Source organism: Kitasatospora sp. NPDC059577 (assembly GCF_042735475.1).
GTDB lineage: Bacteria > Actinomycetota > Actinomycetes > Streptomycetales > Streptomycetaceae > Kitasatospora.
On record NZ_JBHWBZ010000020.1, the window covers coordinates 36,676 to 49,894 of the forward strand.

The following is a 13,219-nucleotide window of genomic DNA, read 5'->3' on the forward strand; positions in this document are numbered from 1 at the left end:
CGCCCCCCGGGCTGATCTGTGCGGGGGGGTGCCCCCCGGGCCGGCGCGCGGGGGGGGCGCTCCCGGGGGGCCCCCCGCCCCGGGGGGGCCCGCCCCGCTGCTCAACTTCGTACGCCCGGTGGAGCGGCTGCAGCGGATCCTCACCTGGGAGGGTTCGCTGATCGACCCGATCGGCGCGATCCTGGGCGCCCTGGTCTTCCACTCGGTCATCGCGAGTACCCGTGCCCATGTCGGCGAGCGGGCCGGCCAGTTGCTGCTGAGCGTCGCGGTCGGGCTCGCCGGCGCGCTGGCCGGAACGGCGGTGCTGTGGCTGCTGCTGGCCAGGTTCCGGATTCCCGAGCCGCTCGGCACGTCGGTGCAGCTCGCCGCGGTGATCGGCGCGGCGGCGGTCTGCGACGCCCTCCGCGACGACACCGGCCTCATCGCGGCCGTGGCCATGGGCGTGGCCGTCGCCAACCTCCCGTCCTTCGACGTCCCTTCACGCAATCCGTTCTTCGAGACCCTCGTCCAGCTGATCATCGGACTGCTGTTCATCTCCATCTCGGCGACCATCAGCCCGTCCTCGCTCACCGGCCTCCTGCTCCCGACGCTCGGCCTGGTCGCCGTGCTGGTCGTCGTCGTCAGACCGCTGGTGGCGGCGCTGTCCACGCTCGGAACCGACCTTCCGCAGGGCGAACGCGCCTTCATCGGCTGGATGGCCCCGCGCGGCATCGTCGCGGCCGCCACCGCCTCGACCTTCTCCACGACCTTGGTCGCGGACGGTGTCGGCGGGGCCGCGAAGATCCTTCCCGTGACCTTCCTGGTCATCGTCGCCACGGTGGCGGTCTACGGATTCACCGCGGTACCGGCCGCGAGGTTGCTGGACGTCAGGCGTTCCGCCCGCTCGCGGCCCTTGCTGGTCGGCGGCGCGCTCTGGGTGGTGGAACTCGGCCGGGTCCTCCGCTCGGCGGGCCTGGACGTGCTGATGTGGGCCGGCCTCGAACCGGAACGCGAACGGATCAGGGCGTCCGGCCTGGAGTTGGCGCCGGGTGAGCTGCTGGCGGCGGCCACCGGGCAGGGCGCGGAACTGGAGGGCATCACGGCCGTCCTGCTGCTGACCGACGAGGACGACTTCAACGCGCTCGCCGCGACGATCCTGCAGGGCGGCGTCGAGGGCGCGGTCTACCGTCTGGGGCCGCCCCGCGGCAGCCACGGAGTGGTGGCGCCGTACACCGGCGGCGAGATCCTCTTCGGCGAGTCCCTGGTCCGGCCGGAGCTGGCCCGCCGGTACGCCGACGGGGCGCCGGTCGTGGCGAGGCCCGGTGCCGGGGCGGTCCCGGCCGGGTACGACCTGCTGTTCCGGATCCGGTCGGACGGCGCGCTCGCCCCGGCCGTCGGCGGCCGCCTGCCGGACGAGGAGGCCGGGGACGTCCTGGTCCTGCTCGGCCCGGCCCGGCGGCCCGAGCCGGGCTGAGCCCGGGCCCGGCGGCGACCCGGGCGACGTCCCCGGCGGCCGGGCCCCGCGGCAACCCGGGCCGTTCGGAGCGTCAGGCGACCGGGTCGTACCAGTCGTCGCCGGCGGGCAGCAGCGCGTCGGCCTGCGCCGGGCCCCAGCTGCCCCGGGCGTACGGATGCACCGGCGCGGCGTCCCCCAGCACCGGGTCGACGATCCGCCAGGCGGCCTCCACGGTGTCCTGCCGGGCGAACAGCCAGCGGTCCCCGTCGAGGGCGGCTCCGATCAGCCGGTCGTAGGGGCGCATGTCGGATCCCGGCTGCTGTGCGAAGGCCAGTTCCTCGTGCTGGACCGCCCAGCCCGCGCCGGGGCGCTTCCCGGCGAGGGTGAGCGCCACCCGGGTCTCCGGCCAGACCCGGAACCTCAGGGCGTTCGCGGCCTGGACGGGCCGGAGGCCGAACACGTCGTGGGGCGCGGCACGGAACTTGATGGTGACCTCCGTGGCGGTGACCGGCAGGCACTTGCCCGCCCGGATGACGATCGGCACGTCCGCCCAGCGCCAGGAGTCGGACGCGAGCCGGACGGCGGCGTAGGTCTCCACCGTCGACCCCGGATCGACCCCGGGCACCTGGTGGTACCCCTCGTACTGGCCGCGCACGGTGTTCCCGGGCGTGAGCGGGCGCAGCGAGGAGACCAGCTGGGCCTTGGTGTCCCGCCACGAGGACAGCCCCTCGCCGGACGGCGGGTCGGCGAGGACGCTCGCGAGGACCTGGAGCATGTGGTTCTGCACCACGTCCCGGATCGCACCGGTGCGGTCGTAGAACCTGCCGCGGTCGGAGACGTCGAAGGACTCGGCCATGGTGATCTGGACGCTCTCGACGTGCGTCCGGTTGAGCAGCGGTTCGACCACCGAGTTGGCGAACCGCGCGAACAGCACGTTCTCCACCGGGTCGAGCCCGAGCCAGTGGTCGACGCGGTAGATCGCGTCCTCCGGGAAGTACTCGTGCATGGTGGCGTTGAGCCGCCCGGCGCTCTCCAGGTCCGTCCCGAACGGCTTCTCGACCATCACCCGGGCGCCCTTGGCGCGGCCGGCCGTCGCGATGCCCCTGGCGATGCGTCCGAACAGCGGGGGCGGCACCTCCAGGTAGTACAGGGCGTCGCCGCCGGGGCCCATGGCCTCGGACATCGCCGTGTAGGTGGCGTCGTCGTCGAGGTCGCCGTCGACGTAGCGCAGCAGTCGGAGCATCTTCTGCGCGGCCGCGCCGTCCGGGTCCATGCCGTTGAGGCGCAGCGAGGCCGCCGCGTAGTCGCGGAACTGCTCCAGGCCCCAGCCGCTCTTGGCCACCCCGACGACGGGTACGTCGAGCACCCCGCGCTCGACCAGGCCGACCAGCGCCGGGAAGGTCTCCAGTTTGGCCAGGTCACCGGTCGCACCGAAGATCACCAGCGCGTCCATCCGATCGGTCGCCATCTCGGTCTCTCCTGCTCTACTTCAGTCGGGCGGCGATGACGTCGCCGACCCGAAGGGCGTTGGCGATGGCGGTCAGTGACGGGTTCACCGCGCCGATGCTGGGGAAGAAGCTGGTGTCCACGACGTAGAGGTTGTCGAGGTCGTGGGCCTTGCAGTCCACGTCGAGGGCGGAGCTCCGGGGATCGGTACCGAAGCGCACGGTGCCGGCCTGGTGGGCGGTGGCGCCGATGGGCATGCCCTTGTGCAGGTAGATGCTGTGCGGCAGCAGGTGGTGCTCGTGCATGCCGAGGTGGCCGAGCATGCCCTGGAGCTTGTGCCGGAGCCGTTCCAGCCCGGCGATGTTGTTCTTCTCGTCGAGGGCCAGGTGGATGTCGCCGTCCCGGTCGAGGGTGACCCGACTCTCCGGCAGCGGGAGGTCCTCCCCGCACAGCCAGAAGTCGACCGAGTGGTGCGCGAGCATCTCGAAGGGCAGGTCGGGGGTGACCGCGCCCGCCCAGCGCGGCGCCTCGCCGTGGATCTGGTCGGTGTCGGACTTGCCGAGCATCTGGATGCCGCCGAGCGGGAAGTCCCAGTCGTCGGCGCCCAGGTACCAGTCGTGCAGGGCGAGGGTCTTCTGGAAGCGGGTGGGGTTGGGCTCCTTGGAGACCGCCATCAGCGCCAGGTTGTTGTGCCGCATGTAGTGGCGGCCCACCACGTCCGAGCGGTTGGCCAGGCCGCCCGGGTGCGCGTCGTTCGCCGAACGGAGCAACAGGGCGGCGGAGTTGACCGCCCCGCAGGCCACCACCACGATGTCCGCGCGGAAGGCCGTCGTGGTTCCGTCCGCGAGTTCGGCGACGACCCCGGTGACGGTGCGTCCGGTCGGGTCGGTCTCCAGCCGCCGCACGTTCGCGCCGGTCACCATCGTCACGTTGCCGTGTTCCAGGGCGGGATCGACGCAGATCACCTGCGCGTCGGACTTGGCGCCCAGCAGGCACGGGAAGCCGTCCACCCGGTCGCAGCGGATGCAGGCGCTGGTGCGGGTGGGCCGGCCGTCGCCGTCCTGCGTGAGGTTCACGCCGATCGGCAGGTGGAACGGGTGCAGCCCCTTCTTCTCCAAGTCGTCGCTGAGCTGCTGGATGCGGGGCTCGTGCTCCACCGGCGGGTGCGCGTACTGGGCGCCCGCCGGGCCCTCGGTCGGGTCCTCGCCGTGCCGCCCGTGGACCAGGTAGAGGTGCTCGGCCTGCGTGTAGTACGGCTCCAGGTCCTCGTAGCGGATCGGCCCGGCCGTCCGGCACCGCCGTCATCCGGTGCTGCGCCGGCTCGGGGTTGTCCGGTCCCGGCAGGGTCTCCACGGGCGCGGCGAGGCCGACCGTACGGCCCGTCCGCACCACGCCGGCGGCGGCCGCCACGCGTTCGGGGGTGAGCGCCACCAGCGCGCCGCGCTCGCCGGCGGCCCACGCCGAGCGCGAGCGCAGCGTCCGGTACAGCGCGCCGAAGTCGGTCTCGCTCAGCGCGGGCTGTTCCGTGGTCATCCGCGCCGCTGCTGCCGGTCGAGCGCTTCGTCGAGCGTGGTGGCGGCCATGATCAGCGCGAGGTGGGTGAACGCCTGTGGGAAGTTGCCGAGTTGCTCGCCACTGGGACCGATCTCCTCGGCGAACAGCCCGACGTGGTTGGCGTAGGTGTGCATCTTCTCGAAGGTGTAGCGCGCCTGGCGCAGCCGCCCCGCCCTGGCCAGCGCGTCCACGTACAGGAAGGTGCACAGGCTGAACGTGCCTTCCGAACCGCGCAGGCCGTCCGGCGAGGCGGCCGGGTCGTAACGGTAGACCAGGCTGTCGGAGACCAGCTTGCGCTCCATCGCGTCCAGGGTGTTCAGCCAGCCCGGACTCCTCGGCGCGATGAACCGGAGCCGGGGGATGAGCAGCAGCGAAGCGTCCAGGACGTCGCCGTCGTAGTGCTGGACGAGTGCCTGTTCGGTCTCGCTCCACCCCTGTTCCATGACCTGTTCGAGGATGGCGTCGCGGGCCGCCGTCCAGCGCGCCGTGTCGGCGGGCCTGCTGTACTCGTGCGCCAGGTGCAGGGCCCGGTCGAGCGCGACCCAGCACATCACCCGGCTGTAGGTGAAGTTCTGACGCCCGCCGCGGGTCTCCCAGATGCCCTCGTCCGGCCGGTCCCAGGTGTCGGCCAGCCAGTCCACGGTGCGGGCGAGACCCTTCCAGCCGTGGTAGCCCGACTGCACGCCGAGTTCCTGGCCCTCCGCCAGGGCGTACATCGCCTCACCGTAGATGTCGAGCTGCAGCTGGTCGGCGGCGGCGTTCCCGGCGCGCACCGGGTAGGAGCCGCGGTAGCCCTCCAGGTGCCCCAGGATCTCCTCGGTGAGGTTGGGGTCCCCGTCGACCCGGTACATGATCTGCAGGCGCTCCCCGGGGGAGTCCGCCAGGTCGTGCATCCGGTCCCCGAGCCACTTGGTGAACCTGGCCGCCTCCTCGACGAACCCGAGGTCCAGCAACGCCCGGACCGACAGCGAACCGTCGCGGACCCAGGAGTAGCGGTAGTCCCAGTTGCGCTCACCGCCGACCTGCTCGGGCAGGCCCATGGTGGCGGCGGCGATCGGCGCACCCGTGGGCGAGTACGTGAGCAGCTTGAGGGTGATCGCCGAGCGGTTCACCATGTCCGGCCAGCGGCCCCGGTAGTGGGAGGTGCGCACCCATGCCTGCCAGAACTCGCCGACCTCCCACATCCGCTCGTGGAACGCGCCGAGTTCGAGCGGGGCGGGCGCCTCGCCGTCGGGTCCGCAGACCGTCAGGACGGCGGCGGCGGACTCGCCCGCGTTCAGGACCACCTCGCCGCGGACGTCGTCACCCTCCCGCTCCAGCGGGAAGGTGCTCTGCAGGTGCGCGGCGATGCCCGGCGCGTGGAACGAGGCGCCCTCGGGGACCAGCCGCAGCTCGTGGGCGGCCCGCCCGTAGTCGAACCGCGGCCGGCACTCCAGGGTGAACCGGACCCTGCCGCGCACGGCCCGCACCAGCCTGACCAGGGTGTGCCGGTCGGTGGGGCGGTTCGTGCGGTCCGGCGGCATCCAGTCCACCACCTCGCCGACCCCGTCCGGCGACATGAACCGGGTGACCAGCACCGCCGTGTCCGGGTAGTAGAGCTGCTTGCGGGTGTCGTCGGGGTGCTCGGGCGACAGGCGGAAGTAGCCGCCCCGGTCGTGGTCCAGCAGCGCGGCGAACACGCTCGGTGAATCGAACCGCGGGGCCGCGAACCAGTCGACGACGCCTTCCGCGGACACCAGCGCCGTGGTCTGCAGGTCCCCCACGAGGCCGTGATCGGCGATGAGCGGGTAGCGCTCCATGGCGAATCTCCGAAGGTCGGCGGGACTCCGTCCGATGAAAATCCTTCTCCAGCCACTGTCCGATATGTTCGGCCTGCGCGCGCGATGGGACCGCCGGGCCGGCCCGGGCCCCGCGGCGATCCCGAGCAGTGGAGGCCTGGATGGACCTGATCCACGTCCGCGCGGTGAGCCCGCCCGAGCTCACCGAGCGGATCGTCGGCCTGCTGGCCGAGGATCCCTTCGTGTTCAACCTCGTGGTCCAGCCCGGACTGGCGCACCACCCCCACGGCGACGCCGTCCAGTGCGACGTCCTCAAGGGCGCAGCCGACGACGTGCTCCGCGGCCTCCGGGAGCTGCACCTGGACCGGCACGGCTCGATCGTGATCGAGCAGGTCGACATGGCCTTCTCCGAGCAGGCGGCGGCCGCCGAGACCGAACAGCTCGGGCCGCTCGCTCACGCGCCCCTGTAGGCGGCCGTCGAGGCCCGGATCCGCGCCGAGGGGACGTACCTGCCGAGCTTCTACGCCTACCTCGTCATCGCGGGCCTGATCGGCGCGGTCGGGATCCTCACCAACTCCCAGATCCTGATCGTCGCCGCCATGGTGGTCGGGCCGGAGTACGGGGCCATCACCGCCATCGCGCTCGGCCTCGACCGCGGCGTCCGGCGGGGCGTGCGGGCCCTCGCCCTCGGGTTCGCGCTGGCCATCGTGACCACCTTCGCGTTCGCCCTGCTGATCCGCGGCGCGGGGCTCCAGCCGAAGGCCTTCACCCTGGGCATCCGGCCGGTCTCCAACCTCATCGACACGCCGAACTTCTTCTCGGTCGCCGTCGCCGTCCTGGCAGGAATCGTCGGCATCCTCTCCCTGACCGAGGCGAGGACCAGCGCGCTGCTGGGCGTCTTCATCTCGGTGACCACCATCCCCGCGGCCTCCGACCTGGCGGTCTCCAGCGCGTTCGGCAGCTACCGCGAGGCCTGGGGCTCCTTCCTCCAACTGCTCCTCAACATCGTCGTCCTGGTGGTGATGGGCGTCCTCGTGCTGCGGCTCCAGCGCGCCGTCTGGCGAAGGATCGGCGCCTCACGACGCCGCACCGGGTGACACGACGCAGCCGACGGGCGCACGGGCCCGGGCAGCCCCGTCACTGTCAGGCGAGGTCGAGCAGCTGCTCGTAGAACCCGCCGAATCCCAACTCGCGGTCGACGAGGTGGAGCTCCAGGATCCAGTGGCAGGTCTGCCCGCGCCGGTCGGAGCGGCGCAGCGGAGCGTCGTTCTCCGGGGTGATGCAGGAGTCGGCCTTGGCGCCGTCATTGGTCTCGTGCGGGAACTCCCCCACCAGGTGGCCGGCGTGCCAGATGCCGATCTCCCAACCGGCCTCCGCGGCGAGCCGCTCGACCTCGGCGTGCAACTCGCGCCCGGTGACCTTCGGACGGGCGTCGAAGAAGGCCCGGCCCGCGTCGAAGATCCGAGGCAGGTCACTCAGCAACTGCCGCTTCCGGGGCGCTTCACCGAAGACGTACGTCCGCCCGGGGATCGATGCCACCGGTGCGACCCCGGACCGGAGGGGTGGCGGCGACCGATCCGCACACACAAGGAGCATGCCGAACACAGCCTCTCATAGGCGATCTTGAGGACCTGACCTCTCCTGCACGAGCGTGAACCGGCGCACCGGTGATCCGGCCCGCCCGACCACAGCCGATGCCGCTCGGTCAGGTTCTGCCGGGTCGGTGGTGAGCAGACATCAGGGACCACGGTCCGGCACCTTCGGCCCGGGGCAGCAGCCCCGGCGGACGTCCGGACGGACCTGCCTGCCTGCCTGCCTGCCTGCCGGGTGGCCACCCGAACCGCTGCCCGTGCCGCGAGCGAATTCCGGCCCTCGCGCAGCGGAACCCTCGCCTCGGGGCCGGGGACGGAAGGAACTCCCGGTCAGGTGACCAGGCCGTGGCGGTAGGCATAGACGACGGCCTGGACGCGGTCGCGGAGTTGGAGTTTGGTGAGGATGCGGGAGACGAAGGTCTTGACGGTCTCAGGGCTGATGACGAGGGTTGCGGCGATCTCGCTGTTGGAGAGGCCGTCGGCGATGAGGCGGAGGACTTCCAGTTCACGAGGTGTGAGCGGGGTGTCCCGGTGGGTCTTCTCGGCGGGACGGATGCGGGCGGCGTAGCGCCCGACGAGTCGGCGTGTCACGTCGGGGTCGAGGAGGGCCGCGCCGGTGGCCACGGTCCGGATGCCGTGGAGCAGCCGGTCCGGAGGGGCGTCCTTGAGGAGGAATCCGCTGGCACCGACGCGCAGTGCCTCGTAGACGTATTCGTCCAGGTTGAACGTGGTCACCACGAGGACTTTGACGGGGTGGGGCACTCCGGCACCGGCCAGCAGGCGGGTGGCTTCGAGGCCGTCGAGGACCGGCATGCGGATGTCCATCACGACGACGTCGGGTCGTACCTTGCCGGCAAGGTCGACTCCGGTCCGTCCGTCTCCGCACTCGCCCGCCACCTCCATGTCGGGCTGGGCGCCGATGATGGTGACCAGGCCGGTGCGGACCAGCATCTGGTCGTCGCAGACCAGGACCCGGATCGGTGCGCTCACGAGGTGCCGTCGGCGGGGATGCGTGCCCGCACGGTGAAGCCGCCGTCCGGGCCGAGGCCGGCGCTGAAGTCGCCGCCCAGGACGTCGACGCGCTCGCGCAGGCCCGCCAGGCCCCGTCCGCCGCCGGCGGCGACGGCGGTGGCGCGTGAGCCGGTTCCGTCCGTGCTGACCTCCACGGTGATCTCCCTCGTGCCGCGCTGCACCTGCACGGAAGTGCGGCTGCCGTGAGCGTACTTGAGGGCGTTGGTGAGTGCTTCCTGCACCACCCGGTAGGCGACGAGGTCGGCGCTTCCGGTCGAGGCCGGCGGTGTGCCCCGCTCGGTGAAGTCCACGGGCTGTCCGGCCCGGCGGGTCTGCTCGACGAGCGTGAGGACCCTGCCGACGGCCGGTGTCCTGGCCTGCGCGGACTCCGCCGGGCCGATGCCGTGGCCGACGCCGTGGTCGGTGTCGTGGCCGACGCCGTGGCCGGGGTTGAGCAGGTCCAGCAGGTGACGCAGGTCGGTGAGGGCGCGGCGGCCGGTGTCGCTGACAGCGGTCAGGGACTGATCCAGCCGCTCGGGAGCGGCCGTCAGATAGCGGGCGGCTTCGGCCTGTACGACCATCGCGGTCACGTGGTGGGTCACCACGTCGTGCAACTCGCGGGCGATGCGGATGCGTTCGGCGGTACGGGTCCCGGCGGCCACACGCTCGCGGCGTGCGGCCTCCGCGGCCCGTGTGGAACGCAGCCACGCCCCGGCTCCCCAGGCCAGGGCGAGCGCCAGGTAGAACGTCACGAAGTCCGTCGCCGTCTCGCCGCCCGAACCGAGCCGGGCGAGCGCGATCGCCAGCGACGCGTACACCGCGGACAGGAGGACCACGGTGGTGCGCCGACGCTGTTCCAGGTGGGAGCCCGCACTGATCAGCGCGACGGGCAGGGCGGTACCGGCGGCCGAGTGGTAGCCGCACAACTGGTCGAGGGCGAAGCCGCACGCCACCAGGGCCAGACAGATGACCGGCCACCGCCGGCGCACCACGAGGGAGAGGCATTCGAACGCGAGGGCCACGACGGCCAGCGCGTCGAAGGGGCGGGTCGGCAGGTCCCCGACCTGCGTCCCGTGGCCGCGCAGTCCCGGCAGGAACGACGCGACCAGGAACAGTGCCCCGAGAGGGAGGTCACGGAGGGTGACGTCGAGCCGACGCCACACCTGACCGGCCTCCTGAAGGCTCATCACCGGGCGAGTGTAGCGAGGGCGTCGACGCGCTCGGCACGCTGCCGGGGGACGATGTGGCCGCGCCGACGGGCCAGCCGCAGGAAGACGACCATGAGCAGCGCGCCGAACAGCATCGCGTACACACTGGCCTCCGGGCCGAACTCGCCACCGGTGATCAGCTTGGCCCCCGCCGTCGAGGCGTCCAGCAGTCCGTGCGTGTCGCCGTTGCCCGAGACCTCGGTGCCGAAGATGCCGGACTCCGCGAAGTTCCAGCCGAAGTGCAGGCCGATCGGCAGCCACAGCGAGCGGGTGGCGGCGTACGCGGCGGCGAGCATGCCGCCGGCCTCGATCGCGATGGCGACGGCGCCCAGCAGGGTGGCGTCCTGGTTGAGCAGGTGGGCCGCGCCGAACACCGTGCCGGACAGGGCCAGCGCGATGTACGTTCCGAGGCCGCGCTCCACGAGCCGGAAGAGCAGGCCGCGGAACATCAGTTCCTCCGTGACGGCGGCGCCCGCCATGAAGCCGACCAGCCCGATCGCCCCTGTCGGCGAGCCGAAGCCGTGGACCTTGTAGTCCCCGAGGACGTAGATGTTCGCGATGACGGCCCCGAACATCGCGACCCCGATCACCGAGCCCCGCAGGAGCGACCCGGACGCTCCCTCGCGGGCCAGTTCCGTGACCGGGCGCCCCTCGGTACGCCCCACGACCCATCGGTACACGAGCACCGAGAGCACGACCGTCAGGCCGCCCACGAGGAGCGAGAGCCACGGATCGTCCTGGACCGCGGTGGCACCTTGACCGCCGACCGCACCGGCCAGGACCACGGCCAGGATCTGCCACACCGATTTCATGACGACTCCTTCTTCGGTTCCGTTTCCGGTTCCTTGTCCGGTCCGCGGCCAGGGCGCCGCGGCTGAACCGAACGCTAGGGAAACGGCGATCGGGAATCGTCACCTCACAGGGGACACCTGCACGTAGCTCTCACGGGGGACGGACCCCCAGCCTCCTCTCCCGGGGTGCCAGGATCCGCTTGCGGACACCCTGACGCGGCCGGCGGCGGAACAGTCCGCAGATCGTCTGCCGTGGTCCGTACTCCGGCGGAACGTCACGTCCCGCCACGGGGCGCGGCCGAACCGCTGGTGACCCACCGGCTGCATCGCCATCGACGAGTACCGGAAAACCTGAGGATTCGACCGACTCGGGCAGATCCCGCGTTGTGCTGGCTGCCCCTCACCAGGTGACGCCGGCAGCATGCCAGGGATCGGATGGCCCGCTACGCCGCCGGGCGACATCCCCGGGAAAGCCCCTCATCCGGCCACGACCTCGACACCGGCCGCGAGCATGTTGGCGGTGGCCATGCATCCGGCAGCAATTTGAGGCCAACTGCCTTGGAAGGGAAGCTCATTGAACAGCAATCAGGTCGAGGTCATCGTTCCGATCCTGAACGAACCGGGGGTTCAGAACCCGCAATCGAGGATCTACCCGGTTCACGCCATGGTGACCCGATAGCCCGCCTCATCCGCGCAGGGCTTTCGGTCGCGACGGCCTTTGGCCGGGCCCGCTGGACGGTGGCCCCTCCCAGGGTTGCAGGGCTTGCCGTGTCCCCGACCGCTGACGGGCAGCGGCAGAGGAGCCTGCCCGTCAGCGGTCGGGGACCGCCCTCGGCACCTGTCCTCCCGACTCCCGGGCTCGGGCAGCGCGTGCCTCCGAGGACGGCGGGAAGATCAGGCCTACTGTGCGCTCCATGGGAGAACGCGCGCACTCGACCCGCCTTGAGCACATCCTCGGCGTTCGGCTTTCGGAGGATGCGGTACGCCAGTGGCCGCAGAGCGGCGAACTCATCAGAGGGAGGTCACGGATCGCCGAGGTGGAGTCCCACTTCGTCGGGCTGAGACTCGGGGTGGGGAGGCGGCGTGCCTTCGGCGACACCGTCGTCGTCGAGTGGAGCACCGACTACGGCGACGGCCGGGTGTACCGGAACGTCTCCATCGCCGAGCTTGAGAACGGAACGGCGGTCCGGGTGACCGACTACTGGGGCGAGCCGTTCATCCCACCCCCTTGGCGGGAGACGCTGGCAGAAGGCCTCGACATGCCCGCCGACGGTACCTGGCCCGCCGAAGACGCCCTCACCCAGGACTGAGCCGTCGGCGCGCGGACGGGAGTGCGCCACTGCCATCTGAGGTCCCGCTGCCGCCGCTCAACGTCCCAGATCCGGTTGTACGGCCATGTGGTGCGGCCGGACTCCCCGTCTACTGTCTCGCCCGGGAACAACCCGCACCCTGCCTCGCGCTCCGTGCCCGGTGAGCGGCAACGGGTCGCGGTACCAGGCGTACGAGGCTCGCGGGGTGCCCTTCTGCGTCTCGAAGTCGACGTGGACAGGGCCGAAGCGTTGGTGGTAGCCCTCAGGCCGTCGAACAGGCTGTCATTCCACCCGGAACCCAGTTCTCCATCCTGAATCATCGCGCTTGTCAGGACAGTTGGGGAGGACCGACGCCCTGTGCCCTGCCTGGCCGGTCGTGGGGCTCCTGATCTTGCCGAACACCCTTTCCTTTCCTGGCACCCCGATTACGCTTGCCCCAGTCACGGCCAGGATCGAACGAGGGGGTACCCGCCCATGCCGTACGAGATCGGCGCGAAGGTGAGGCTGACCGGGGATGTACAGGTCACCGCAGACGGCACGGCGGCCGGAGCCGGCTTCCCCGGTCCGCTGTTCCTGGCCGGGGGCTTGGCGGGCATCGTCACGGGCTCGACGAAGGAAGCCGGCCGCGTATCCCAGGACATGCTCGCGAGCTTCGATCGGCAAGTCCGCGACAGCCGACTCCAGGGCTTCGCGGCCGACTTGGTCGAGGGCCTCCGTCAGCGGGTCGTGGTACCGGGAGCGTTCGACGCCGGAGCCGGCGCTCAGATCAGGTACACGGTGCGCTTCGAGAACGGGTTTGTTCTCGGCGGTATCGAAGAAGGCCGGCTGACCGGAGCCTGATTATCTGCCGCCGCGCCGATCCGGCCCTCCTCAGGCCGGGTAGCCGATCGAGCCCGGCGGCGGGCAGGGTGTGAGCGCGGTTCCGGCGCCGGGCCGTTCCACGAAGGCCCGGGCCTCGACAGCCTGCCGGCGCCGGGTTTCCAGCTCGTCGGCGTGCCAGGCCTCGCCCACGGCACGGGAGTGGTCCCACGAGTCGTCGTTGAGACTGAGGCCGGTGTTGCCGGAACTGCGCTGGAGCTCCGCCTCCGAGCGCG

9 protein-coding genes and 4 pseudogenes are annotated in these 13,219 nt (G+C 71.7%); 4 read left to right on the plus strand and 9 right to left on the minus strand.

Going from position 1 to position 13,219, the window contains the following annotated elements; genetic code table 11:
* The first annotated feature begins 118 nt into the window (after positions 1-118).
* Positions 119-1,453: a sodium:proton exchanger gene (locus ACFV0O_RS18010; protein ID WP_380342501.1), complete on the plus strand. Its 1,335-nt coding sequence runs from the start codon at positions 119-121 to the stop codon at positions 1,451-1,453.
* A gap of 73 nt (positions 1,454-1,526) precedes the next feature.
* On the opposite strand, the gene zwf is transcribed toward ACFV0O_RS18010, so the two are convergent.
* The 3 genes and pseudogenes from zwf to ACFV0O_RS18025 all read right to left on the minus strand — a co-directional run bounded on the left by zwf (position 1,527) and on the right by ACFV0O_RS18025 (position 6,234).
* On the minus strand, positions 1,527-2,903 hold the full coding sequence (gene zwf, locus ACFV0O_RS18015; protein WP_380342504.1) for a glucose-6-phosphate dehydrogenase: 1,377 nt from the start codon (positions 2,901-2,903) through the stop codon (positions 1,527-1,529).
* Between the two features lie 16 nt (positions 2,904-2,919).
* Positions 2,920-4,167: pseudogene (locus ACFV0O_RS18020) on the minus strand (GMC oxidoreductase); the annotation flags it as partial.
* Positions 4,168-4,410: 243 nt separating this feature from the next.
* A complete protein-coding gene (locus ACFV0O_RS18025) occupies positions 4,411-6,234 on the minus strand; it encodes a glycoside hydrolase family 15 protein (protein WP_380342507.1) in 1,824 nt (607 codons plus the stop codon).
* 140 nt (positions 6,235-6,374) lie between these two features.
* Between ACFV0O_RS18025 and ACFV0O_RS18030 the strand changes: the two are divergent.
* A pseudogene (locus tag ACFV0O_RS18030) lies at positions 6,375-7,310 on the plus strand (DUF389 domain-containing protein).
* A 46-nt stretch (positions 7,311-7,356) separates the two neighbouring features.
* Here ACFV0O_RS18030 and ACFV0O_RS18035 read toward each other — a convergent pair.
* The 4 genes and pseudogenes from ACFV0O_RS18035 to ACFV0O_RS18050 all read right to left on the minus strand — a co-directional run.
* A pseudogene (locus tag ACFV0O_RS18035) lies at positions 7,357-7,737 on the minus strand (aminopeptidase); the annotation flags it as partial.
* A gap of 398 nt (positions 7,738-8,135) precedes the next feature.
* On the minus strand, positions 8,136-8,795 hold the full coding sequence (locus tag ACFV0O_RS18040) for a response regulator (protein WP_380342510.1): 660 nt from the start codon (positions 8,793-8,795) through the stop codon (positions 8,136-8,138).
* The gene (locus ACFV0O_RS18045; RefSeq protein WP_380342512.1) at positions 8,792-10,006 is read right to left on the minus strand and encodes a sensor histidine kinase; all 1,215 of its coding nucleotides are present in this window, start codon (positions 10,004-10,006) and stop codon (positions 8,792-8,794) included. Before ACFV0O_RS18045 ends, ACFV0O_RS18040 begins: the two co-directional genes overlap by 4 nt.
* Positions 10,003-10,836 carry a CPBP family intramembrane glutamic endopeptidase gene (locus tag ACFV0O_RS18050; protein ID WP_380342515.1) on the minus strand — a complete coding sequence of 278 codons (834 nt, stop codon included), beginning with the start codon at positions 10,834-10,836 and terminating at the stop codon, positions 10,003-10,005. Before ACFV0O_RS18050 ends, ACFV0O_RS18045 begins: the two co-directional genes overlap by 4 nt.
* Positions 10,837-11,729: 893 nt before the next feature.
* Between ACFV0O_RS18050 and ACFV0O_RS18055 the strand changes: the two genes are divergently transcribed.
* Positions 11,730-12,125: a hypothetical protein gene (locus ACFV0O_RS18055; RefSeq protein ID WP_380342517.1), complete on the plus strand. Its 396-nt coding sequence runs from the start codon at positions 11,730-11,732 to the stop codon at positions 12,123-12,125.
* A gap of 57 nt (positions 12,126-12,182) precedes the next feature.
* On the opposite strand, the pseudogene ACFV0O_RS18060 reads toward ACFV0O_RS18055, so the two are convergent.
* Positions 12,183-12,389, minus strand: a pseudogene (locus ACFV0O_RS18060) (family 1 glycosylhydrolase); the annotation flags it as partial.
* A gap of 210 nt (positions 12,390-12,599) precedes the next feature.
* On the opposite strand from ACFV0O_RS18060, the gene ACFV0O_RS18065 reads away from it, so the two are divergent.
* Positions 12,600-12,965: a hypothetical protein gene (locus tag ACFV0O_RS18065; protein ID WP_380342519.1), complete on the plus strand. Its 366-nt coding sequence runs from the start codon at positions 12,600-12,602 to the stop codon at positions 12,963-12,965.
* Positions 12,966-12,995: 30 nt separating this feature from the next.
* Here the strand turns inward: ACFV0O_RS18065 and ACFV0O_RS18070 are convergent, their stop codons facing one another.
* Positions 12,996-13,136 (minus strand): hypothetical protein, encoded by a 141-nt coding sequence (locus ACFV0O_RS18070; protein WP_380342522.1) that lies wholly within the window; start codon positions 13,134-13,136, stop codon positions 12,996-12,998.
* Between the last annotated feature and the right edge of the window lie 83 nt (positions 13,137-13,219).